Source organism: Vibrio sp. ArtGut-C1, from assembly GCF_002105475.1.
In the GTDB taxonomy this organism is placed as follows: domain Bacteria; phylum Pseudomonadota; class Gammaproteobacteria; order Enterobacterales; family Vibrionaceae; genus Vibrio; species Vibrio diabolicus.
In genome coordinates, this window is record NZ_NCTH01000005.1 from 1 (window position 1) to 23,439 (window position 23,439).

Annotated in this window: 20 protein-coding genes; 5 read left to right on the plus strand and 15 right to left on the minus strand. The window is 45.7% G+C overall.

Annotated features, from left to right (window positions below; genetic code table 11):
- Positions 1–119: 119 nt before the first annotated feature.
- Both ligA and zipA read right to left on the minus strand, forming a co-directional pair.
- Positions 120–2,132: an NAD-dependent DNA ligase LigA gene (gene ligA, locus B7360_RS05685; protein ID WP_085342927.1), complete on the minus strand. Its 2,013-nt coding sequence runs from the start codon at positions 2,130–2,132 to the stop codon at positions 120–122.
- Between the two features lie 90 nt (positions 2,133–2,222).
- A complete protein-coding gene (zipA, locus tag B7360_RS05690; protein ID WP_053807087.1) occupies positions 2,223–3,179 on the minus strand; it encodes a cell division protein ZipA in 957 nt (318 codons plus the stop codon).
- Between the two features lie 251 nt (positions 3,180–3,430).
- Between zipA and cysZ the strand changes: the two genes are divergently transcribed.
- From cysZ to crr, 5 genes are all read left to right on the plus strand, one after another.
- A complete protein-coding gene (gene cysZ, locus B7360_RS05695; RefSeq protein ID WP_031780324.1) occupies positions 3,431–4,174 on the plus strand; it encodes a sulfate transporter CysZ in 744 nt (247 codons plus the stop codon).
- 164 nt (positions 4,175–4,338) lie between these two features.
- Entirely contained in the window at positions 4,339–5,307 is a 969-nt protein-coding gene (gene cysK, locus B7360_RS05700) for a cysteine synthase A (RefSeq protein ID WP_005382045.1), read from the plus strand.
- Between the two features lie 300 nt (positions 5,308–5,607).
- On the plus strand, positions 5,608–5,865 hold the full coding sequence (locus B7360_RS05710; protein ID WP_005382043.1) for an HPr family phosphocarrier protein: 258 nt from the start codon (positions 5,608–5,610) through the stop codon (positions 5,863–5,865).
- A 140-nt stretch (positions 5,866–6,005) separates the two neighbouring features.
- Positions 6,006–7,730: a phosphoenolpyruvate-protein phosphotransferase PtsI gene (gene ptsI, locus B7360_RS05715; RefSeq protein ID WP_005393100.1), complete on the plus strand. Its 1,725-nt coding sequence runs from the start codon at positions 6,006–6,008 to the stop codon at positions 7,728–7,730.
- 121 nt (positions 7,731–7,851) lie between these two features.
- Positions 7,852–8,361, plus strand: coding sequence for a PTS glucose transporter subunit IIA (gene crr, locus B7360_RS05720; RefSeq protein WP_005382041.1), 510 nt, complete (start codon positions 7,852–7,854; stop codon positions 8,359–8,361).
- An 81-nt stretch (positions 8,362–8,442) separates the two neighbouring features.
- Here crr and B7360_RS05725 read toward each other — a convergent pair whose 3' ends face one another.
- The 13 genes from B7360_RS05725 to flgC all read right to left on the minus strand — a co-directional run bounded on the left by B7360_RS05725 (position 8,443) and on the right by flgC (position 23,434).
- Positions 8,443–9,567 carry a flagellin gene (locus B7360_RS05725; protein WP_085342930.1) on the minus strand — a complete coding sequence of 375 codons (1,125 nt, stop codon included), beginning with the start codon at positions 9,565–9,567 and terminating at the stop codon, positions 8,443–8,445.
- A 117-nt stretch (positions 9,568–9,684) separates the two neighbouring features.
- Positions 9,685–10,818, minus strand: coding sequence for a flagellin (locus B7360_RS05730; protein ID WP_005393103.1), 1,134 nt, complete (start codon positions 10,816–10,818; stop codon positions 9,685–9,687).
- A 506-nt stretch (positions 10,819–11,324) separates the two neighbouring features.
- Entirely contained in the window at positions 11,325–12,479 is a 1,155-nt protein-coding gene (locus tag B7360_RS05740; protein WP_005382038.1) for a flagellin, read from the minus strand.
- Between the two features lie 427 nt (positions 12,480–12,906).
- Positions 12,907–14,100, minus strand: a complete 1,194-nt coding sequence (flgL, locus tag B7360_RS05745) for a flagellar hook-associated protein FlgL (RefSeq protein WP_005382037.1) — start codon at positions 14,098–14,100, stop codon at positions 12,907–12,909.
- 13 nt (positions 14,101–14,113) lie between these two features.
- Complete coding sequence (gene flgK, locus B7360_RS05750; protein WP_012842055.1) at positions 14,114–16,054, minus strand: flagellar hook-associated protein FlgK; 1,941 nt, start codon at positions 16,052–16,054, stop codon at positions 14,114–14,116.
- Positions 16,055–16,214: 160 nt separating this feature from the next.
- Complete coding sequence (gene flgJ / locus B7360_RS05755) at positions 16,215–17,141, minus strand: flagellar assembly peptidoglycan hydrolase FlgJ (protein ID WP_074191303.1); 927 nt, start codon at positions 17,139–17,141, stop codon at positions 16,215–16,217.
- Between the two features lie 16 nt (positions 17,142–17,157).
- The gene (locus tag B7360_RS05760) at positions 17,158–18,249 is read right to left on the minus strand and encodes a flagellar basal body P-ring protein FlgI (RefSeq protein ID WP_085342932.1); all 1,092 of its coding nucleotides are present in this window, start codon (positions 18,247–18,249) and stop codon (positions 17,158–17,160) included.
- 43 nt (positions 18,250–18,292) lie between these two features.
- Positions 18,293–19,072 (minus strand): flagellar basal body L-ring protein FlgH, encoded by a 780-nt coding sequence (gene flgH / locus B7360_RS05765; protein WP_006743029.1) that lies wholly within the window; start codon positions 19,070–19,072, stop codon positions 18,293–18,295.
- A 30-nt stretch (positions 19,073–19,102) separates the two neighbouring features.
- Positions 19,103–19,891 carry a flagellar basal-body rod protein FlgG gene (gene flgG / locus B7360_RS05770; RefSeq protein WP_005382032.1) on the minus strand — a complete coding sequence of 263 codons (789 nt, stop codon included), beginning with the start codon at positions 19,889–19,891 and terminating at the stop codon, positions 19,103–19,105.
- 18 nt (positions 19,892–19,909) lie between these two features.
- Positions 19,910–20,659, minus strand: coding sequence for a flagellar basal-body rod protein FlgF (gene flgF / locus B7360_RS05775; protein ID WP_005382031.1), 750 nt, complete (start codon positions 20,657–20,659; stop codon positions 19,910–19,912).
- Positions 20,660–20,948: 289 nt separating this feature from the next.
- A complete protein-coding gene (gene flgE / locus B7360_RS05780) occupies positions 20,949–22,262 on the minus strand; it encodes a flagellar hook protein FlgE (protein WP_005393123.1) in 1,314 nt (437 codons plus the stop codon).
- A gap of 30 nt (positions 22,263–22,292) precedes the next feature.
- Positions 22,293–23,003, minus strand: a complete 711-nt coding sequence (flgD, locus tag B7360_RS05785) for a flagellar hook assembly protein FlgD (RefSeq protein ID WP_005393125.1) — start codon at positions 23,001–23,003, stop codon at positions 22,293–22,295.
- A gap of 17 nt (positions 23,004–23,020) precedes the next feature.
- Positions 23,021–23,434 carry a flagellar basal body rod protein FlgC gene (gene flgC / locus B7360_RS05790; RefSeq protein ID WP_005393132.1) on the minus strand — a complete coding sequence of 138 codons (414 nt, stop codon included), beginning with the start codon at positions 23,432–23,434 and terminating at the stop codon, positions 23,021–23,023.
- Between the last annotated feature and the right edge of the window lie 5 nt (positions 23,435–23,439).

Consider the following 23,439-nt stretch of genomic DNA (forward strand, 5'->3'; position numbering starts at 1 on the left):
AGTTTCTGTTGAGGAGTCAGTGTAATTTTCATAGTTCGTAGCATGATCCTGATTCTAAAGAAAATCAAGCATCTTCAATGATCACGGGTATAGTTATTTTTTAGCTTTTTTGATGAGACTTAATTCATCAACTCGAGTAAGTCTTGTTCTGTTTTGATCTCGATACCCAGTTCTTGTGCCTTTGCCAACTTCGAACCTGCATTTTCACCAGCAAACAAAATATCCGTTTTCTTAGAAACACTACCTGTCACTTTTGCACCTAGGGATTGGAGGGCTTCTTTAGCCTCTGTGCGACCTAATTGAGAAAGTGTTCCTGTCAATACGACCGTCTTACCTTCTAACGGTAGCTCCCCTACCTGATCAGTAGTATTAATCTCTGGCCAGTGGATGCCTTGTTCAAGCAAATCTTTAACCACTGCTTGGTTCTGCTCTTCACTGAAGAAAGTCGTAATATGTTGAGCAACCACAGCACCGATGTCTTGCACTTCAATTAACTGCTCTTCGTTAGCATTTTGGATGGCTTCCAACGTTTTAAAGTGCATTGCTAGGTTTGCGGCGGTTGCCTCGCCAACTTCACGAATCCCAAGCGAATACAAAAAGCGAGGTAACGTTGTCTCTTTTGATTTTTCTAACGCATTCACAATGTTCTGCGCAGACTTTGGCCCCATGCGATCTAATACCGTTAAAATCCCCGCAGATAACTTAAATAAGTCAGCAGGAGTTTTCACCATCTCACGGTCAACAAGTTGCTCGATCACTTTATCGCCTAGACCGTCAACGTCTAACGCTTTACGAGACACAAAGTGTTTTAGCGCTTGTTTACGTTGGGCTTGGCAAACTAAGCCACCCGTACAACGTGTTACCGCCTCTCCTTCGATCCGTTCAACATGCGAACCACAAACAGGACACTGAGTTGGAAAAATAATATCTCGCGCTGTTTCTGGTCGACGCTCTTTGATGACAGAAACGACTTGAGGAATAACATCACCCGCTCGACGAATCACAACGTGATCACCGATCTTAACTTGCAGACGTTCTATCTCATCTGCGTTATGAAGCGTCGCATTACTTACCGTTACCCCGCCAACAAATACAGGCTCTAGTTTAGCAACAGGTGTAATCGCACCAGTACGACCGACTTGGAATTCCACCTCATTCAACGTCGTCATTTCTTCCTGAGCCGGGAATTTGTAGGCAATCGCCCAACGTGGAGCGCGAGCAACAAATCCAAGACGCTCTTGCACGGCAATATCGTCAATTTTAATGACGACACCATCGATCTCATAAGGAAGGGCATCACGACGCTGCAAGATATCTTGGTAGTAAGCTTTTACATCTGCCAAGCTTTCAACTCGCTTGGTCTCCGGGCACATTGGTAATCCCCAAGATTTAATTTGCAAGAAGCGTTCGTAGTGACTTGCCGCCAATTCAGCGCCTTGCACCACGCCCACACTGTATGCATAAAAGCTAAGCGGACGAGAAGCCGTAATGCGTGAATCCAATTGTCGTAAGCTACCAGCCGCAGCGTTACGTGGGTTGACAAAGATTTTTTCGCCTTTCTTCCTTGCTAATTCATTGAGCTTTTCAAACCCAGCTTTCGGCATAAAGACTTCACCACGAACTTCAAGACGATTTGGCCAGTCATTACCTCTGAGTTTTAAAGGAATGGCTTTAATCGTGCGAACATTCTCTGTGATGTTCTCGCCGGTAGTGCCATCACCTCGTGTTGCCGCCTGCACTAACACTCCGTTCTCATACAGTAAACTAACTGCGAGTCCATCCAATTTCGGCTCACAACAGTATTCTTTTACACTCTGACTGCCCACCCGCTCTTGTGCTCGCTTATGGAAACTATCAAGTTCGCTGTCATCAAACGCATTATCAAGCGAAAGCATCGGTACTTCATGTGTCACTTGGCTAAACGCAGAGAGAGGTTGTCCACCGACACGTTGACTTGGTGAATCTACGGTAATTAAATCAGGGTTCTCAGCTTCAATATCCAGGAGCTCTCGCATTAAACGGTCGTACTCGGCATCAGGGATCTCTGGGTTATCTTCCACGTAGTAACGCACAGCGTGGTAATGCAACGACTCTTTTAGTTCTTCTAATCGCTGAAGTACTGATTCAGACATAGTAAAGCCCCGTGTATTTTCAATCGGTGAGGTTGGGAAATCCAAGAAAAAGGGCTCCATCCGGAGCCCTATTATTATTTGCTGTTAAGATTATGCGTTAGCGGCATTAAACTCAACTATTTGACGTCGATAAGACGCTAAACGGTCTGGCGTCATTAAGTTACGCTGGTCATCAAGAACGTTGCCACCTAAATCATCAGCAATTTGCTGCGCAGTTCGGAGCATTAAGTTGAAGTTCTGTTCAGCCTCGCCATAACAAGGCAATGTCATGAAGAATGAAATACCCTTCGTTGTAAACTCAGCAGGATCAGCATGCTCAAACGTACCAGGGTGCATCATATTAGCGACGCTAAACAACACTTTGCCGTTACCGGACAAGTCGACATGACGGTGGAAAATATCCATCTCGCCATAAATTAAGCCGTTTTGTTGCATACTTTCAAATAAAGCAGTACCAACAAATGGCTCTTCACCCGCACAGTGCACATTCAATACAATCACTTGCATTTCAGGTTCTGGCTTTGGCTCTTCCTTAGGCTCTGCAACTACAGGCTCACTAACCGTTTCGACTTGCTGTTCTTTCTCAGCGATATCAAACGCGGCGGGAATAGCTTCTTCTTCCACAGCAGGCTGGAGTGGCTCTTCAGCTACTGGTGCTTGAACAACAGGTTCAGCATCCTCTTCTTTATCTTTTTCTGCAACAAATGAAGGGATGTCATCTGGCTCCTGCTGTGTCTGTGTTACTTCAGATGGGCCACCGAATAGCGGGTCAGATTCAAATTTGTTGTCGAAAGAACTCGCCATCCCAAAATCTGGTTCTTTGCGATCTTTACGAATGATCTCAAAGTCATCTTCAGGAGCGGGAGCGAAGTCTCGTTCTTTCTCGACAAGATCATTTTTGTCCCCTTGGTCAACATCCAGCTTACCAAGCGGTTTGTTACCAAACTTTGCTTTGCCTTCTTTTTTACTGCTCCACAAACCATGAAACAGCAATGCCGCGATGGCTAATGCGCCAACAACAATGAGTACGAATCGCAATTCCTGCATTATTTACTCTCAATATACTTGTTTTTACTACTCGCAGTTCCTTGAGCAGCAACCCAAGTGCAATAAATCTGAATGATACGTTTACTTTACCAAAACTATATGTAGATTTAGAACAACTTAATGCAAGAAGTTCCGTTTTTTGTTGTGATTCTTGCCACGATTCCACTTAACAAGACGTCATTTGTCAGGGCATTGAAAGAAAAGCCCTCACAGGTACAATGAGTTTTCATTTACACGAAGCCAAAATAGACATGAAGCAAAACAATCAGCAGAGAACCGGATTCGGTTATTTTCTATACGGGATACAATTGGCACTTGCCCCTAAAATCAGGCGCTTTGTCATTTTACCTCTACTTGCAAATATCTTGCTTGTAGGTGGTGCCATCTTCTATCTATTTTCAAACCTTAATATATGGATCGAAGACTGGATTGGGCAGCTACCTGAGTTTTTATCCTGGTTAACTTACATTCTTTGGCCTTTACTCGCTCTGACAATACTCGCAACTTTCTCTTACTTCTTCAGCACACTCGCGAACTTTATCGCGGCGCCATTCAACGGCCTCTTAGCTGAAAAAGTTGAAGAATACTTAACGGGACAAAAAGTGAATGATGATGGTTTCACTGCCGTTCTGAAAGATGTTCCTCGCGTTTTAGCTCGTGAATGGAGAAAGCTGCTTTACATCTTACCTAAAGCAATAGGCCTATTCCTGTTATTACTCATCCCTGCCCTTGGGCAAACAGTAGGCCCATTTTTATGGTTTATTTTTACCGCCTGGATGCTCGCGATTCAATATTGTGACTACCCGTTTGATAACCATAAAATCCCATTTAACGACATGCGTTACAAATTGAAACAAAAGCAAGGTAAGGCCTATGGCTTTGGGGTATTGGTGTCTGTGTTTACGACGATCCCAATTTTGAACCTCATTGTCATGCCTGTAGCAATATGTGGCGCAACCGCTATGTGGGTGGCGGAGTTTAAGCACCAACGATAGTCGATTAGAGATTAAGGAAAGGGATCAGCGCCAGCTTTTCCCTTTTCTTTTATCAAGTTCTGGGCCAACCTAATAAGATATAACTTTTTAATCCTTTTCCCTTTTTTTCATACCGCATATTCTTCTATCCATATTCACACAACGTGTAATGAAGGAACATCACTATGAGCAAAATCTACGAAGATAACTCTCTTACTATCGGTAATACACCTCTCGTTCGTCTAAACAAAGTAAGCAAAGGCAAAGTTCTCGCGAAAATTGAAGCGCGTAACCCTAGCTTCAGTGTTAAGTGCCGTATCGGTGCAAACATGATTTGGGAAGCAGAGAAAGCGGGGCTTCTTAAACCAGGTGTAGAGCTTGTAGAACCTACCAGTGGTAACACAGGTGTTGCTCTAGCATTCGTAGCGGCCGCTCGCGGTTACAAGCTAACATTGACCATGCCTGAATCAATGAGCCTAGAACGCCGTAAGCTACTTAAAGCACTGGGCGCTAACCTTGAGCTGACTGAAGCGGCGAAAGGCATGAAAGGGGCGATTGCTAAAGCAGAAGAAATCGTAGCAAGCAACCCTGAGAAGTACCTACTTCTTCAACAATTTGACAACCCTGCGAACCCAGAGATCCACGAAAAGACTACGGGCCCAGAGATTTGGGAAGCGACAGATGGTGAAATCGACGTATTCGTTGCTGGTGTCGGTACGGGCGGTACTATCACAGGTACAAGCCGTTACATCAAAGGTGAAAAAGGCAAAGCCATCACTTCTGTCGCAGTTGAGCCAGCAGAGTCTCCAGTTATTGCCCAAGCACTTGCTGGCGAAGAAATTCAACCTGCTCCGCACAAAATCCAAGGTATCGGTGCTGGTTTCATCCCAGGTAACCTCGATTTAGATATTATTGACCGCGTTGAACAAGTCACCTCAGAAGAAGCGATTGAGATGGCTCGTCGCCTAATGGAAGAGGAAGGTATCCTAGCTGGCATCTCATCCGGCGCGGCTGTTGTTGCAGCTAACCGACTTGCAGAACTCCCTGAATTTGAAGGAAAAACAATTGTAACCGTTCTACCAAGTTCAGGTGAGCGTTACCTAAGTACAGCACTCTTTGCAGGTATCTTTACCGAAAAAGAGAACCAACAATAATATGTGTTCAAATCAATTTTTAGTTTAAAAAAGCCCCGTTTAGGGGCTTTTTTGTTGATCCCTGCCCTACCTTTGGTAATATCAGGGTGTTTTATTTCTAGCTTCAAAATAAAGAAGCAGAAGACAAAAAGGTTTCAAAGTGATTACGCACGCAAACAGTTGCGTAGTTACCAAACTTTTGACTAGTATCAGAACTGACGCGCTTTGAACTCTTCCCGTGCTAGCGCACAAGATGTAAAGCAGTTAAGCTAAAATCTAGTCACAAACTAACAAAAAAATACATTTATTGGGGTATATCACATGTACGAGAAGCAAGTAGAAATCACAGCAGAAAACGGCCTTCACACTCGTCCAGCTGCACAGTTTGTTAAAGAAGCAAAAGCATTCGACGCAGACATCACTGTGACTTCTAACGGTAAAAGCGCTAGCGCTAAGAGCCTATTCAAACTACAAACACTAGGCCTAGTAAAAGGTACTCAAGTAACTATTTCTGCTGAAGGCCCACAAGCTCAGCAAGCAGTTGACCACCTAGTTGCTCTAATGGACCAACTACACTAATCCGGTCTCCTACTCCAGAAGCCATTTTGTGAAAGCAAAATGGCTTCGTTGGAAATAGGCTCAAAACTAAGCTAAAACTATTCGTTAGCGCACCCATTATTCTCCCGTTTTATAAAGTTGACCAAACTTAAGGTAAGGCTATGATTTCAGGCATCCTAGCATCTCCTGGTATTGCAATCGGTAAAGCACTACTACTTCAAGAAGATGAAATTGTCCTAAACACAAACACTATTTCTGACGATCAAGTAGAAGCTGAAGTTCAGCGTTTCTTCGACGCTCGTAACAAATCTGCAGCTCAGCTAGAAACTATCAAGCAAAAAGCGCTTGAAACGTTTGGTGAAGAAAAAGAAGCGATCTTTGAAGGTCACATTATGCTTCTTGAAGACGAAGAGCTAGAAGAAGAGATCCTAGCACTTATCAAAAACGACAAGATGACTGCGGATCACGCTATCCACTCAGTTATCGAAGAGCAAGCATGTGCTCTTGAGTCACTAGATGACGAATACCTAAAAGAACGTGCAACTGACATCCGCGATATCGGTTCTCGTTTTGTGAAAAACGCACTGGGTATCAACATTGTTTCGCTTAGCGACATCAATGAAGAAGTTATCCTAGTTGCTTACGACCTAACGCCATCTGAAACGGCACAAATTAACCTAGACTACGTACTTGGTTTTGCTTGTGATATCGGCGGTCGTACATCTCACACTTCAATCATGGCTCGCTCTCTTGAGCTTCCAGCTATCGTTGGTACTAACGACATCACGAAAAAAGTTAAGAATGGCGATATGCTGATTCTTGACGCGATGAACAACAAGATTGTTGTTAACCCATCAGAAGCTGAACTAGAAGAAGCGAAAGCGGTTAAAGCGGCATTCCTAGCTGAAAAAGAAGAGCTAGCGAAACTGAAAGACCTACACGCAGAAACGACTGACGGTCACCGTGTAGAAGTTTGCGGTAACATCGGTACAGTGAAAGACTGTGACGGTATCCTCCGTAACGGCGGTGAAGGTGTTGGTCTGTACCGTACTGAATTCCTATTTATGGACCGTACTGCGCTACCAACTGAAGAAGAACAGTACCAAGCGTACAAAGAAGTTGCAGAAGCAATGAACGGTCAAGCTGTGATCATCCGTACTATGGATATCGGCGGCGATAAAGATCTCCCATACATGGATCTTCCAAAAGAGATGAACCCATTCCTAGGCTGGCGCGCTGTACGTATCAGCCTGGATCGTCGTGAAATCCTTCGTGATCAGCTACGTGGCATCCTACGTGCGTCTGCACACGGTAAACTGCGTATCATGTTCCCAATGATCATCTCTGTCGAAGAAATCCGTGAGCTTAAGAAAGCGATCGAAGAGTACAAAGAAGAGCTACGCGCTGAAGGCCACGCATTCGACGAAAACATCGAAATCGGTGTTATGGTTGAAACTCCTGCTGCTGCTGCGATCGCACACCACTTAGCGAAAGAAGTATCTTTCTTCTCTATCGGTACAAACGACCTAACTCAGTACACGCTAGCGGTAGACCGTGGTAACGAGATGATCTCTCATCTTTACAACCCACTATCACCAGCAGTACTAACCGTGATCAAGCAAGTTATTGACGCTTCTCACGCAGAAGGTAAATGGACTGGTATGTGTGGTGAACTTGCAGGTGACGAGCGTGCAACGCTTCTACTTCTAGGTATGGGTCTGGACGAGTTCTCAATGAGCGGCATTTCAATCCCTAAAGTGAAGAAAGTAGTTCGTAACTCTAACTTCGCAGAAGTGAAAGCAATGGCTGAAGAAGCCCTTTCTTTACCAACAGCTGCAGAAATCGAAGCAGTGGTAGAAAAGTTTATTGCTGAGAAAGCTCAGTAATCGGTAGTACCAAGTAATTCAATACTTAATGGCCATTAGACGGCGAAAAAAGTCGTCTAATGCGCTATATTGGTATACTATAATTCGACAGAATAAAACCAAACCTTAGGAGCATGACACAATGGGTCTGTTTGACAAACTTAAGAAGCTTGTATCTGATGACAGCGCTGACGCTGGTGCTATCGAAATCATCGCGCCACTTTCTGGTGAGATTGTAAACATCGAAGACGTGCCAGATGTTGTTTTCGCTGAGAAAATCGTTGGTGACGGTATTGCTATCAAGCCAGCAGGCAACAAAATGGTAGCTCCTGTAAACGGTACTATCGGTAAGATCTTCGAAACTAACCACGCATTCTCTATCGAGTCTGACGACGGTGTTGAGCTTTTCGTTCACTTCGGTATCGACACAGTTGAACTAAAAGGCGAAGGCTTCACGCGTATCGCTGAAGAAGGTCAAACTGTTAAAGCTGGCGACACTGTAATTGAATTCGATCTAGCTCTTCTAGAAGAGAAAGCGAAGTCAACGCTAACTCCAGTTGTTATCTCTAACATGGACGAAATCAAAGAGCTGAACAAGCTTTCTGGTTCTGTGACTGTTGGTGAAACTCCAGTTCTACGTGTAACTAAGTAATTTTTACTTAGCCGAACACGAAAAAAACGCTGCCATTGGCAGCGTTTTTTATTACCTGAAGTTTATGCTTTCTTACCAGATTCAACTGAGTAGACCAAGTGCCGAACTTGACCTTTGTTTTGCCTGAGCCAATAACGCAGTTGTCGCATCTTGGAGCACTTGAGAACGCACCATTTCCGTAGATTCTCTTGCGAAGTCTGTATCTCTTATTCGACTCTTGGATTCCGTAACACTCCGATTCACGGTATTTAAGTTATCCACCGAACCATTTACACGATTCTGAAAGCTGCCAATTTCACTTCGGTGCGAATCAACGTACTTGATCGCTGCATCAATCACCCCAATTGAAAGCTGCGCCTTACCAGCCGTCGACATATCGATGTCATCCATTGTGACTAATTGACCAGTGCTTATATCAAGCTCATCCGCTAAACTGCCTTCTAACTCCACTCCTTCTGGCGTATTCATCGTAGAGGCAAAGAATTGCAGTTCATTGTTTTCCGTTACTGAGGCACTCACTACCGATTGTTGAGCATTGATGTAAGTGGCGACCTGTTCTATGCGATCACCCAATTTGAGCCCAATGGATTCCGTTTGGGTTTGCCCTTTACTGTCTTGGTATTCGACTTTTAGAGTTTCGTTATCTTTAGTGACTCGCCAATCTTTATCGACCGCATCACCAACATAATGCTGCCCTCCCATCTCTGGGATATGGCTACGCATATTACGTAACGTCAAAGAGATTGAATTAGCGTTCGCTCCAATATGGAAACTTTGTGAACCGTAAGATCCATCAAACAGGTTTTTATCCGCAAATGTTGTCGTGATCGCGACACGATCAAGCTCATCCTGCAGCGCTACGACCTCGTATTGGATGCTTTGTCGGTCACTGGTATCGTTACTACCATTTGCCGCTTGAAGCCCTAGAGAGCGTAACCGTTGCAAAATATCACTGCTCTCATGTAACGCGCCTTCCGCGGTTTGCGCGACCGAATAAGCATCGTGCGCATTTCTTAAGGCGACATCAAGCCCTCTCGTTTGCACATGGAGAGTATTGGATATCTGTAAACCTGCCGCATCATCACTCGCCGAGTTAATTCGAAAACCAGAAGTGAGGTTCCGTTGTGACTCGACGTTTTGCGCTGCCGCTTGACTCAGGTGTCTCTGCGCCACCATCGCGGCAACATTGGTATTTAAAGAGACCATCTAATCGATATGAGTGCCTTGTCGAACATCCTGTTGGGACGCATCTAAATCGTTATAGCCGATAAGCAAAAAAGCCAGGGATGAGCCTGGCTTTTGTATCTTGTCTTATTAAGGTGATTAACCTAGCAGACTTAGCGCTGAGTTTGGCGCTTGTTTCGCTTGCGCAAGGATTGAGCTTGACGCTTGCGATAGAATTTGTGACTTGGTCATTTGAGTCGTTTCTTTCGCGAAGTCAGTATCTTTGATACGGCTCTTCGACGCGTTCACGTTCTCGTTAATGTTGTCCAAGTTGCTGATTGCATGGTTGAAACGGTTCTGGAATGCACCCAGCTCTGCGCGGTGGCTGTCTACGTATTTCAGTGCCGCATCGATGATAGCCACAGATTCTTGTGCGCCACCAACTGAGGTTACGTCGATAGTATCTACCGTTACTTTTTTACCTTCGCCCAAACCTAGCTCGCCAGATAGGCCGCCTGAAAACTCGACTTCGCCTTCAACTTTGTTGTTGCCAGCAAAGATTTGCAGTTTACCGTCTTGGTCTACTGAGGCTTTCACTAGGTCAGTTTGACCGTTAATGTAAGTCGCAAGCTCTTCGATATCGTCACCCGCTTTTGCGCTGATGTTGATTTCTTGCTCTTGACCGTAGCTGTCCGTTAGGTTGATTTTTAGGTCGTTCTTACCTTCAGCAACGTTCCAGTCTTTACCTTTACCACTTTCAGCTTGGTAGCTCACACCGCCCATCATTTTGTTGTCTGAACGCATGTCTTTGAGCTCAAGCATCACGGCTTCACCGTTATCCGCACCGATTTGGAACGATTTCGCACCGTGTGTGCCGTTTAGTAGCTTGTTACCACCGAAAGAAGTTGTTTCTGCGATACGGTTTAGTTCGTCGTTGAGCGCGGTCACTTCTTCTTGAATCGCCACACGCTCTGATTTCGAGTTTGAGCCGTTTGCTGATTGTAGAGACAAATCACGCATACGTTGAAGAATGTTAGTGGTCTCGTTCATTGCACCTTCAGCAGTTTGTGCAATCGAGATACCGTCGTTCGCGTTGCGAACCGCTACATCCAAACCACGGCTTTGTACGTTCAAACGGTTCGAGATTTGTAGACCCGCAGCGTCATCTTTTGCGCTGTTGATTTTGAAACCCGAAGACAAACGCTCCATAGAAGTTTGTTGAGCTGAGTTTGCGTTGTTTAGGTAACGCTGAGCGGTCATCGCTGATACGTTAGTGTTTACATTCACTGCCATGGTGATTTCTCCAATTGATTTTCCGGTGTAGCGGTTTCCGACGTCTCGGAAAACCAAGTAGTTCTCTCAAAGTTACCTCTATTAACGACACCAAATTCAGAAGCTTTAGAAAAAAGTTTAAAAAAATAACATTGCGAGATTTAGCTAATAAAATTGAAGAAAAGTAAGAAAAAGTGCTCAAGTTTCCACAAATCGAGCCGAGAGGGCTAAATTGTATAGAAAACCAGCAAAAGGAAACAATTAAAGGTAAGTTCGCAGACGATAGACGTGAAAATTAGAAAAGAAAAAGCCCCTTTTCCTTTGAGAGAACTGGGGCTAGGTTGGTCGCCAGAGCCTATGTGGAGATCAAGAGAAATGAACACATTTCCGGCATACCGAGTGCAACTTTACATTGAAAATGATTGGCAGGTGAGAGATGAGAGAGCCGCTCATTCTATTGTAAAGCTGCTTGCCAAAAGCCTGCATTCCCATCCACGTCTGAATGTATTGAGTACAGGCTAAGTAAACTACTGCAATAGTGACATTGCAGAGTTTGGCAACTGTTTCGCTTGAGCAAGAATCGATGTACCTGCCTGTTGCAAAATTTGTGCTTTGGTCATTTGCGTGGTTTCTTTCGCAAAATCTGTATCTTTAATTCGGCTGTTCGATGCGTCAACGTTTTCTTGGATATTCGCCAAGTTGTTGATGCTGTGACTCAAACGGTTTTGCTTCGCACCTAAGTCTGCACGTTGCGAGTCTACGTATTTCAGTGCCGAATCCAGCACAGAAATCGCGTTTTGAGAACCTTGTACCGTGGTCATATCAATATCTTGTACTGACGTTCTGATAGGTTCATCACTCAGGCCAAGCTCAGATGCTAATCCACCAGAAATGGAAATCTCGCCCTGAACGTTTGGATGCGCGACAAAAACTTGCAACTTGCCATCTTCACTTACAGACGCATTAATCATATCAGACTGACCATTAATGTAAGTGGCAAGCTCTTCGATGTCGTCGCCCGCTTTGGCATTAATGTTGATTTCTAGATCATCAACATTGCCGTCTTCGTCTTCACCCATACCTGGTAGCGTTATCTTCAAGTCAGATTTAGCTGGGTCAACGCTCCAGTTTTTATCTTTACCATTTTCAGATAAGAAGGTCACACCGCCCATGCGAGTATCGTCCGCACGAATGCTGGTGAGTCCCATGATCATGGCTTCTCCTGAGCTCGCACCAATCTGGAATGCTGCTTCACCGAATGAGCCGTTCAATAGACGACGACCACCAAATGAAGTGGTTTCTGCAATACGGTTTAGCTCGTCAATCAATGCCATTGACTCTTCGTTGATCGCCTGACGCTCAGCTGGAGAGTTAGTACCGTTCGATGATTGAATCGCAAGGTCACGCATTCGTTGCATGACAGAGGTTGCCTCATTCATCGCACCTTCAGCGGTTTGTGCAATCGAGATACCATCGTTCGCGTTACGCATTGCGACATCTAGGCCACGAGACTGTGCAGTTAAGCGGTTAGAGATCTGTAGACCTGCCGCATCATCTTTTGCACTGTTAATCTTATGTCCTGAAGATAAGCGCTCCATCGACGTGTTTAATTCATCAGTCGCTTTGTTTAGGTAACGCTGCGCGGTCATCGCGGAGACGTTAGTACTAACTGTTACAGCCATTTTGCTCTCCTGTTGAGTTCGCAAGCTTTTGCGAAGCGGCCAGCTTTACTCTCATTTGGATAAGCACTGACCGTAAAAGTTACTTGCTAAATCTGCCTTAAACGCAGGGTTTAGAATCTCTAAATCTGTTCTGATATTTTCAATACAATTTGTGTGCCAACTTGCGTAAATTATTTAACTACTTTTAAAAGAATCAAATAAACAATAAGTTAGCTTTATCATTAAGCTATTTCCGGTTTGTCAGACTCATCTTAGCCCAAGGGTATTGAACGCTGCCCTGTTGCCGCCCAACTTGCCTCCCGCATCATTGCCGCTTTGGGTAAAATCGTGCCGCATGACATCTCAGACTCTCAGGTTACGTCGACTTATCGCGCTTAAGGCTTTGCACATAAGGCATCAAAATCAGACAATGTGTATGAGTGTCATACTAGATGTAGTTAAACAACGTTAGATCTTTGGTCTTACCGAATGCTTGTTGCGATGCCTGTAACGCTCGCGAGTTTTCACTGAACTCGATCACGGCTTTAGAGTAATCCAAGTCCTCAAAGTTGCTCTTCGCTTTTGCGAGAGACAAATTAAAGTCTTCATGATTTTGCTCTTGGATATCCAGCGTACTCAATCGAGCACCGGCATCTGTACGCGCTTTATTCAAATGGATAAAAGCAGCGTGGAATTCTTCTGTCATTTGGTGCAATTTAGCAGTCGCCGACGTATCCGAAACCGATTTGTCTGACCATGCCATTGCATCCTTGAAGGTATCGAAAATGCTGAACTCTGCCCGCTTTTCGATCTCAATGCTGTCACCAGGCGTAATTTGGCCTTTTACGTGCACTTTCAGGCCTTTGTATTCAATCCCTTTCTCTGGAGAAAACTCATCGGCATCCACTACTTTGCCGTTACGCTCTAATTGGTAACCAAATTTGCCGTTATTCATATCGACAAATGTCACGCGATACGCCGCATCATCCTTCGCGTCAACGTTAGTGGCTTTGTTTAGCAACAGCTCAGAGCCGTTTTGTAGATCGTAATTCGGCTGATAGTCGCCAAATGGGTTTGGTATCTCCATAAACAGCTTGCTGCCAGGATCGTTCATTGGCATCTCGAGCATGCTAGAGACTTTCATTTTGCGCTGGTAATCGTCTCCAGCGTACTGAACACTACCGTCTTTATCGCGATAGAATGGTTGACTTTTTGGCTTAGTGCCCGCAAACACGTAGTTACCAGATTCATCTTGCGAGTTCACTAAGTTAAGGAAATTGTTCGCAATCTCTTCTAGCTCACGCTTCTTTGCTTGTCGGTCTTCCGCAGAAAACGCACCGTTAATCATCTCCATCGTTAAGCGCTTCGACTCGTCGGCAAAATTCTCCGCATTGGCGATATTAACTTCGTGGTTTTCTAGACGATTACGCACCAACACTATCGAGCTAAGATATTGTTGTAGCTGCTCTTGTTGCTGACTAATGTTTTGGATGTAATGCGCAGCGAGGGGGTCGTCACTAGGTTTCAGTAACTTTTTCCCTGAAGCAAGCTGCTCTTGGTTGTGGTGAACCTTATTCTCTTGACGACGCAGATCATTTTGTACGGACTGATAGTTATGGAAACTAGAAATTCGGGTTAGCACTTATCTCTTCTCCTTACCTCAGTTGTAAAATGGTATTGAAGGTATCATTCGCCGCTTGCATCACACGTGATGAAGCCATGTACGCTTGTTGAAACTTCATCATGTTGGCCGCTTCTTCATCGAGGTTAACGCCAGAGATAGAAGCAACGCGCTCTTGTGCCGCCTCATGCTCTAAGCGAGCGACAGAAGCTAATCGGTTTGCTGTAGAAGATTTCAATCCGACTTCGGTATTGAGGTTGTGATAAACATCAATCAAAGTACTGGATTTTCCGTCCATCATCTTGTCTGTTTGGATCTTCTGCATTTTTCTCAAGTTGCCATTCCCACCTTCCGAAGGCACCAAGTTCGCGGTGAACTTGTCATTCATCAGCGCACCTTCGCTCAGCTCAAATACAGTCGCATCGCCATTTTTATACAGCGGATGACTTTTCGGCACTGAGATTTCAATCATCGGGTTATCTTTGTCTAGCGGGTATGAGTATTTGTCCGATAGCAAATTGCCTTTGTTGTCCGTGATCTTTAACCATGGCTTATCATGTTTCTCGTCAGCTGGTTGTACGGTGACCTCAAACTCTTTGACATCCCCCGCCTCACGAATTTTAAACTTGGCGTTACCTTGGGCAAAAGTGGTTGAGGCTTCATAACTTTGTGCGGCAATAGCTTTTGCGTCATTGGTTTCCATCTTTATGATGGCTGCACCACTTCTCGTTGGGCGTAGCAATACGCGCTCACCGGCGGCAAGGCCTTCACCAATTTGCACTTTCATACCATCCAGAACAAACGAAGAATCTGATTGATCAATGTTCAACGACATTTGCTCACCTTTCGGTGTTGTCACGCTATACTGGTCGCCATCATAACGTAGCGAATATTCACCACCTTTGATCGCTGAGATATCATCAATGTAAACCGCAACATCAGCTTGAGAGTCAGGCGCAGCAAAAACTCGAGATTTTGCCACCAGCTCAGAGTTCACGTCGGTAAATACGTCTTTACCTATCTTACCGTTAAGATCCAGACCTTGAGATTGCAGCTGATTAATTTTGTAGGAAAAGCCCGTCGCTAAACGGCCCATTTCATCCTGAAGTTGCGGAATGTGTTTGTCGCGCATTTCAAGCAAGGCACCGATTTTGCCATCCATGTCGTCAGACTTGATCGCTTTAATGCCATCCCCTTCCACCATTGCTAATCGTCTTTGGTGAACATCAGGATAGCCGTCAATCATTTTGAGCTGGCTTGCTTCCGTGCCAGAAACTAGCGTGTGTCCATTGCCGATGTGAACATTAAACCCTTCCGCATTTTTGCGTGGGGTGACGGTTACTTTGGTGTACTCAGATAGCTCAGTAACCAGCTTTTCATGCTGGTCCATCAAATCATTGTGTGGACCGGGTGTGCGCATCATTAACCGATGCACATCGCGGATTTCCAACGCAAGTTGGTTCACGCGTTCAATGCCCATATCCAATTTTTTATTGGTCACATCAGATTGCAATCGCACGGTTTCATGGAAGTCATTTAATGTATCAGAGAAGATTTTCGCCTTTTCCAATACCACTTTTCGTGCCCCCAAATCGTTAGGGGTATCTGCCATGGTTTTGACCGCATCGAACCACTCGTTCAAGTTCTCTGGAATTTTCTTCGATGCAACTGAGCTCAACATGCTAGAGAGCATATCAAGATTGTCTTGGGTATCCGTTTTGTTGGCATTGTTGGTCGACGACAGGTTCAGTTCATTCACGGCAAACTGATCCCACGAGCGGCGAACATTTTCCACATGCACACCCATGCCGTAGGTAGAACCACCGAACATGCGCGGATCATTCGTGCCTTGGATAACAGACTGACGGCTATAACCCTCTGTATTAACATTAGAAATGTTATGACCAGTGGTGTTTAATTGTCTCTGAGCAGTAAGCACACTTTGAGTACCTACATTCAGAAGATCTGACGCCATACATGCCCCCAAAAACGAAATATAAATCGGCAAAACCGATCACCTAGACACATTAAAAGCAAAAGATGTGCCAAGTGATAGAAAGGCATAGATGTTCAGATAAAGTGAAGGCTTGCACTATAGCAAGCCTTCGAGAACGCCCTAAATTGTCGCAGAGACATTACATACTTTCGATTTTATCCTTCACCTGCAGGACTTTGTCTGCGTAATTCGGATCGGTCGCGTAACCCGCACTGTGGATACCGCGAATAAACGACTCTGAATTCCCGCGTTGCTGCAATGCTGTCTCGTAACGTGGGTTGTCATTCAAAAATCGTACAAAGTCATTAAAGCTGTCTTCGTAACTTGAGTAGGAGCGAAACGCTGCCGTCTCTTTCACTGGCGTGTTATCGTGGAACTCTAGAGTTTGAGTCGTCACTTTGTCACCCTGCCAGCTTCGATCTGCTTTGATGTTAAATAAGTTGTTGCTGCTGCCACGCGCGTTCTTCACGACCTTTTGTCCCCACCCCGTTTCCAAAGCGGCTTGCGCAAGTAGCAGAGATGGCTCGACTCCTAGGGCTTTCGCAGCTTTCTCCGCGTATGGCTTCATCGAGTTAACAAAGGATTCTGGTGAATCGAATCGAGTGGGTTCATTGCTTGGTCGAGATAGCTGACCAGATTCAATCAAGCGCTGTTCGATCTCACGCGCTTTTTTCGGGTCAACACGACGATATTCCACGGCATTATTTGCCGCATCACGCATTGCCGTTTCACTCTTGTCGTTACCTTGTCCAGCCGTTAATTGCTTAACAATCATATCGGCCAGTCCCATTGAACCAGACGAACTCAATTCACTCGCCATCTGTTCATCCAACATTTGTCGGTAGAACTTCTCGTTTTGGCTGTTCATCATGTTGGACTCAAAGCCCTCATTGGCTTCACGCATGGATTTCAACATCATGGAGGTGAAGATCGATTCGAACTGACGAGCAGCCGCATGCAATGCTTCTTGCTCGCCATCTTTTCCCTCTTTCACTGCTTTTTGACGCAGAGTATCCAGAGAACTGATGTCATGGATAAAACCAATGTCGTTAGGATTGTTCATTATACCTACCTCCTAACCATTAAATGATGATCAACTGGCCTTCAATGGCACCAGCTTGTTTCAATGCTTGTAGAATTGCCATCAAGTCCGAAGGCGCAGCTCCGACTTGGTTCACGGCACGGACCAAATCATCCAACGTTAAGCCAGGTTCGAACTTAAACATTTTTCCTTGCTCTTCGCTGACTTCGATATCCGAGTCTGGTACGACAACGGTTTGCCCACCAGAAAAGCCGTTAGGTTGGCTAACATTCAGGTTTTCTTTGATCGCAACCGTCATGCCGCCGTGCGTTACTGCTGCTGGTTTAAGACGCACATGCTTACCAACTACGATGGTGCCCGTGCGAGAGTTAACGATGATTTTGGCTGCACCATCTGCTGGGTCGAACTCTAGGTTTTCGATTGCCGATAAGAACGCAACACGCTGGCTGACGTCACGAGGAGCACGCACGCGTACTGATGTCGCGTCAACAGCGCTCGCCATTTGTGGGCCAAGGAGGTTGTTTACAGCATCCGCCATACGTTGAGCCGTTGTGAAGTCTGACTCAAGCAAGTTGAACGTGATGTAATCGCCACGACCAAATGGGTTTGGAATTTCGCGTTCTACTGTCGCACCACTAGAGATAAGACCAACGGTTGGATTGTTACCTACGATTTTGGAACCGTCAGCGCCTTCAGCACTGAAACCGCTCACCACTAAGTTACCTTGAGCAACCGCGTAAACTTGACCGTCGAGACCTTTGAGGAACGTTTGTAGTAGCGTACCACCACGCAAACTTTTGGCACTACCGATAGAAGAGACTGTCACGTCTACTTGCTGACCTGGTTTAGAGAATGGCGGCAACTCTGCCGTTACCATGACTGCGGCAACGTTTTTTATTTTCGGCTTTGTGCCCGGCGGCATCTGAATGCCGAAGTTTTGCAGCATGGCGGCGAAACTTTGCTCCGTAAACGGGTTCGCTTCGCCTGTGCCAGGTAAGCCTGAAACCAAACCATAACCCACGAGTTGGTTGCTTCGTACACCTGCCACTTGCGCGACGTCTTTGATACGTGCAGCTTGGGCAGCGCTAGAAAACAGAGCAACGCTCATCAGTATTAAAAGGAGTTTTTTCATGCTTACTTATCTCTTGCAGTCAAATTGCCGTCAGCACGGCGTGTTATAGCGCTACATTAAAGAATCGTGCCAAGAAACCCGGCTCTTGCATATCTTGTTGTACACCGGTGCCAGAATACTGAATTCTTGCGTTAGAAACGCGGTTTGATGCAATAGTATTGTCAAAACTAATGTCATCCGGACGAATAGTGCCGCTTAAACGTATGTACTCATCACCCGTATTAAGCGTCATCCATTTTTCTCCACGGATAACGAGGTTGCCATTTGCCAAAACTTCAATCACCTCAACAGTAATGTAACCACTGATGCTGTTGCTCTGCTTTGCAGAAGAGTCACCCGCAAATGAGTTTGAATTATTTAAGTCATAAGAGAAATTGTATTTGCCACCAATTTGCAGCTCTTCGCCACCCACTTGAAGCGGGTCCATTTGCGCTTCATTGGTTTTCGATAAATCGGCATTGGCGCTTTTCGTGGCGCTGGTAGTCTCATCCAGTGTCACGGTAATAATGTCGCCAATACCACGTGGCTTGGAATCGTCGTAAAGATCGGTAATGTGCTCGGCGCTAAACAGTGAACCTGTTGCAGCAGCATAATGCTCAGGTTTCTTTTTCGGATGAATAGGAGCCCATGCAGGATCACCCGCAACCGGATCGCTTCTGCCACGCAGTGTATCCACGATACCGCTGCTCTCTTCTTTCGATTTATCGCCTTCTACCGCATCAACCACCGTCGTTGCTTGTGTCACTTCATCCGTTTCAATCGGCTCTAACATGGCACAACCCGACATCGTGGCAATCAAAGCAAGTAGACAAATACGTTTCATCGTGAGCTCCTCAATTCTTGCTCTTAACCGTTATAACTGCTGGTTAACGAAGCTCATCATCTTATCGACTGACGAGATCACTTTTGAGTTCATTTCGTAAACGCGCTGGGCTTCGATCATGTTGACCAACTCTTCCGTTACATTCACGTTAGACGCTTCCAGCATGGATTGACGGATTTCACCCAAACCGTCCAAACCAGGAACACCTTCTTGTGGATCACCACTGGCACCCGTTGGTAAGTAAAGGTTCTGGCCAATTGGCTCTAGGCCACCTGGGTTAACAAAGTCTGTAATGGTTAGCTGACCAACGACTTGGTTGTCTTGCTGACCACGGACGCGAACCGATACTTCACCATCCGTACCGACAGTGATAGAAATCGCATCTTCTGGAATCACAATTTCAGGTTCTACAGGGTAGCCAGAACCCGACGTGACTAACGTGCCTTCACCATTTAACGTGAACTGACCGTTACGGGTGTAACCGATGTTGCCATCCGGCAACGTCACTTGGAAGAAGCCGTCGCCTTCAACCATCATGTCCAGTGCGTTGGTCGTTGTCTGCGCATTACCATGCGTGTGCACTTTTTGCGTCGCAACCACTTTAGAACCCGCGCCTAGCATCAAGCCACTTGGCAGTTCCGTGTTCTGAGATGACTGGCCGCCAGGCTGGTTGATGTTCTGATAGAACAAATCTTCGAATACTGCACGGCTCTTTTTGTAGCCCACCGTAGAGGCGTTCGCCAAGTTGTTCGAAATCGTGGCAATGTTGGTTTGTTGGGCGTCTAGACCTGTTTTACTTACCCATAGTGCTGGATGCATAGTGAACCTCTAACTCTGTTAACTCATACGAAGCAGTGAATCTGAAGATTTATCCATTTCTTCAGCTGTGCTCATCATCTTGACTTGCATTTCAAACTGACGCTGTAAGTCAATCAATGCGGTCATTTCACCTACGGCATTCACGTTACTGCCTTCAATCGCTCCTGTCTGGAGGCTAACAGTAGCGTCTGCTTCGTAAGGTTGATTTGGAGTTTTATGGCGAAATAAGCCATTGGTGTCTTTAAATAAGCTTTGATCATTAGGCTTAACAAGCTTGATGCGATCAACCGCTTGGAATTCTTCCGCCGGGGCACCTTGAGGAAGCACAGAGATAGTGCCATCTCGACCGATTTCAATTTTGGAGAGAGGAATAGGCAAAGTAATCGGCGCATCATTTTCACCTAGCACCAAATGGCCACTTGCGTTAGTAAGCATGCCATTTTGATCGACTTTTAGGTTACCGTTACGGGTCAACCCTTCTTTACCCGTGTGATCGAGTACCGATATCCAGCCGCTGCCTTCAATCGTCACATCCAGATCACGCCCTGTTGTAATCACGCTACCTTGAGCAAAGTTATGCCCTGGACGCTCTGTCATGCTGAACACACGTGAAGGATGGCCTTCACCATAAGCCTGCATTGAGCGAGCCTGTGCTAAATCCGCACGAAACCCTGTCGTGCTTACGTTAGCCAAGTTATTAGCACGCAATTGTAGTGCCTGCATATTTTGCTTGGCGCCACTCATTGCGAGAAACAGTGCGCGATCCATAAATTACTCCAAAAACTTCTCTGTACACGGAGTAAAAGCAATAGTTATGCCAACATAAAATGAACTTATTTATCAAATGCTTAAATAAGAAACAAAAGATTAAGAGGGGTGTCAGTGGCAGAAAACTGCAACAAGGGGCAAGGTTTTGATCCACATGGCGGCAACGGCGGCAAATCAAAGATCAAAGCATGCTTAACCTGAACTGAGGTATTTTCAGGCTAAGCATCAGATGAATGTCATGATGTTATCAAGCCAAGCGGCGAAAGCTCGCCTAACTTGATGATGCAGATTATCGGATCTGCAGGATATTTTGTTGTAGCTGGTTGTGCACTTCTAGCGAACGTGAGTTTGCTTGGAAGTTACGCTGAGCAGAAATCAGGTCCACCAGCTCCTGCGTCATATCAATGTTTGACTGTTCCAGCATACCGTTGTTGATGGTGCCAAAAGAGCCTTTGTTAGATTCACCCCAAATCTTGTCACCAGAGAACTGAGTTGAATCCCATTGCGTACCGCCCTTCTTATCCAGACCTTGCTCGTTTGGAACACGTACTAGCGCTACACGACCCAATGTGACGTTTTCACCGTTTGAGTAAGTCCCCATTACGCTGCCGTTTTCATCGAAGTCAACTTTGGTTAGGAAACCCGTTGTTGCACCGTCTTCATCGAACTTAGTCAGTTCGAACGGAGCAGCAAACTGTGTTGCCGAGCCTAAACCGAAGTTAAGCGTCTGCGCAGGATCGGCACCATTCATATCGACTGGTGTCGTGTTCGTCGCCGGATCGCCTAATGCCACAGACGTAATTGGCTGACCATTGTTCAAGCTCGCCAACGTACCATCGTTGTTGAACTTCATGGTATGACCCACATGGCCTGTTGGCGTTTGTGCATCACCTGCCGCAACATTTAAAGGCTTTTCACCTTCTTTATCTGTCACGGTGTAGTAAGTGTTCCACGTGTTTGGCTGAGTCTGATCTTTCAAGTAGTACGTCGTTAGCTTGTAAGACTGACCCATCGAGTCATAAATAGTCGAAGAGGTTGAACGGTTGTATGTATCTGGGTCTGAAAAATCAAACTGAGTTGGATCTTTCAAATCGCCGTTAGCTGGCAAGTTCACGCCCACTTCAATGTTTGCTGTTTGCTTTGGCTTACCAAATTCAGCAGGAATATTGATAGGTTGTGGCTCGTATGAAGAAACCTCACCAGAGCTTGGATCCACTTGGTAACCTAATAAGAACTCATCGTTCGCGGTCACCATGTAGTTTTCTTTATTTAAATGAAATGCACCATTACGTGTCAGTTCATTCTGTTGTGGAGTCAGACGCTCCTTCGCCACGGCGAAGAAACCTGTACCCGAAACACGCAAATCCATTGGGTTGTTGGTGTAAATGCTTGAGCCTTCATGGAACTGCTGCGCCACTTGGCTTGCTTGCGCACCACCACCCGGTGTGGTTTTTGCGTTAGTAAATAAAGAGTTAGAGTAAACATCAGCAAACTCAGCACGGGACTCTTTAAAGCCGTACGTGTTGGCGTTCGCAATGTTGTTACTGGTGGTGTTCAAATCCAGTTGGGCGGCGGACAAACCGCTTAAAGATACATATGACATTCCAAAATCTCCTAATCTAGCGAGCTATGACTACGCTTTGCCGACTTCCAAAACTTCTGCAAGTCGAACTGGCGATTCAAAACCAGCCAGATTGAGTAATACGTTTCCGTCACCTTTGCCGAGCAATACGCTGTTTACGTTGGCGTATGTCGATACTGGGAACTCTTGCGACTCCCCCTCAACTAAGCCAGACGCTTTCACTTTGTATTTGCCAGCAGGCAGTGGATTTCCGCTTTCATCTTTACCGTCCCAAAGCACACGCGTGTCGCCGGCTGGTTTCGCCCCTACCTCAAAAGTACGAACCAGTTGGCCAGCTTCATCCTCTACACGAACAAACAGATTATCGATAGATTGTGAAAGCTTAACCATTGCCGCCATTGGCGCGTCGTCCTGCTTCACACCTGCCGCTCCTGGGACCAATACGTCACGCCCTACCAAAGAGGAAGCTTGTAACGCTTGGTTTGATGTCATTGACGAGTTCAAACTCTCAAACTGAGTGTTCATCTTGCCAATGCCATCAACGGTCGCAAATGAAGCCATTTGCGCAATCATCTGGTCATTACTTACCGGCTTAAAAGGGTCCTGTTGAGACAATTGCTTCGTGAGCAATGATAAGAAGTCTTCCTGTTTTAGGTCTTGCTTACCCGTGCTCTCTTCCGTCTTCTTGTTGCTCTCTTGTAGACTTTTAAGCTGGTCGATATAGGACAAGCCGCTTTGACCAACGTTGTTAATTCCGGCCATACGCTACCTCCTTATCCTTATTGACCCATCTGCAGCGTACGCAGCAGCATTTGTTTACTAGAATCAGCCACTTGCACATTAGTTTGGTATGCGCGAGAAGCTGAAATCATGTTCGCCATTTCTTCCATTACATTCACGTTCGGCTTGTAGATGTAGCCTTCTTCGTTTGCAAGGGGATGGTCTGGGTTGTACTCCGCACTCAGCGGTTTATCGCTTTCTACAATACCCATCACTTTCACTGGCACCGTATCACCGCCACGCATGGCGTTACTTAACTCAGCACCAAACACAGCATGGCGCGCTTTATAAGTGTCTTTCGCAGAGCTGCTGACACTGTCGGCGTTCGCCAAGTTGCTTGAGGTAGTGTTCAGACGAACGGATTCAGCGCTCATTGCGGAACCTGTCACATTGAAAACGTTAAATAAGCTCATCTAAA

Excerpts from the sequence above, each read along its gene's own strand:
- ptsI (WP_005393100.1), top strand. The coding sequence starts at position 6,006 with ATGATTTCAGGCATCCTAGCATCTCCTGGTATTGCAATCGGTAAAGCA.
- B7360_RS05760 (WP_085342932.1), bottom strand. The coding sequence starts at position 18,249 with ATGAAAAAACTCCTTTTAATACTGATGAGCGTTGCTCTGTTTTCTAGC.
- B7360_RS05710 (WP_005382043.1), top strand. The coding sequence starts at position 5,608 with ATGTACGAGAAGCAAGTAGAAATCACAGCAGAAAACGGCCTTCACACT.
- flgE (WP_005393123.1), bottom strand. The coding sequence starts at position 22,262 with ATGTCATATGTATCTTTAAGCGGTTTGTCCGCCGCCCAACTGGATTTG.
- ligA (WP_085342927.1), bottom strand. The coding sequence starts at position 2,132 with ATGTCTGAATCAGTACTTCAGCGATTAGAAGAACTAAAAGAGTCGTTG.
- cysZ (WP_031780324.1), top strand. The coding sequence starts at position 3,431 with ATGAAGCAAAACAATCAGCAGAGAACCGGATTCGGTTATTTTCTATAC.
- flgK (WP_012842055.1), bottom strand. The coding sequence starts at position 16,054 with ATGGCGTCAGATCTTCTGAATGTAGGTACTCAAAGTGTGCTTACTGCT.
- cysK (WP_005382045.1), top strand. The coding sequence starts at position 4,339 with ATGAGCAAAATCTACGAAGATAACTCTCTTACTATCGGTAATACACCT.
- B7360_RS05730 (WP_005393103.1), bottom strand. The coding sequence starts at position 10,818 with ATGGCAGTGAATGTAAACACTAACGTATCAGCGATGACCGCTCAGCGT.
- zipA (WP_053807087.1), bottom strand. The coding sequence starts at position 3,179 with ATGCAGGAATTGCGATTCGTACTCATTGTTGTTGGCGCATTAGCCATC.
- flgH (WP_006743029.1), bottom strand. The coding sequence starts at position 19,072 with ATGAAACGTATTTGTCTACTTGCTTTGATTGCCACGATGTCGGGTTGT.
- crr (WP_005382041.1), top strand. The coding sequence starts at position 7,852 with ATGGGTCTGTTTGACAAACTTAAGAAGCTTGTATCTGATGACAGCGCT.
- flgG (WP_005382032.1), bottom strand. The coding sequence starts at position 19,891 with ATGCATCCAGCACTATGGGTAAGTAAAACAGGTCTAGACGCCCAACAA.
- B7360_RS05725 (WP_085342930.1), bottom strand. The coding sequence starts at position 9,567 with ATGGTCTCTTTAAATACCAATGTTGCCGCGATGGTGGCGCAGAGACAC.
- flgC (WP_005393132.1), bottom strand. The coding sequence starts at position 23,434 with ATGAGCTTATTTAACGTTTTCAATGTGACAGGTTCCGCAATGAGCGCT.
- B7360_RS05740 (WP_005382038.1), bottom strand. The coding sequence starts at position 12,479 with ATGGCTGTAACAGTTAGTACTAACGTCTCCGCGATGACCGCGCAGCGT.
- flgF (WP_005382031.1), bottom strand. The coding sequence starts at position 20,659 with ATGGATCGCGCACTGTTTCTCGCAATGAGTGGCGCCAAGCAAAATATG.
- flgD (WP_005393125.1), bottom strand. The coding sequence starts at position 23,003 with ATGGCCGGAATTAACAACGTTGGTCAAAGCGGCTTGTCCTATATCGAC.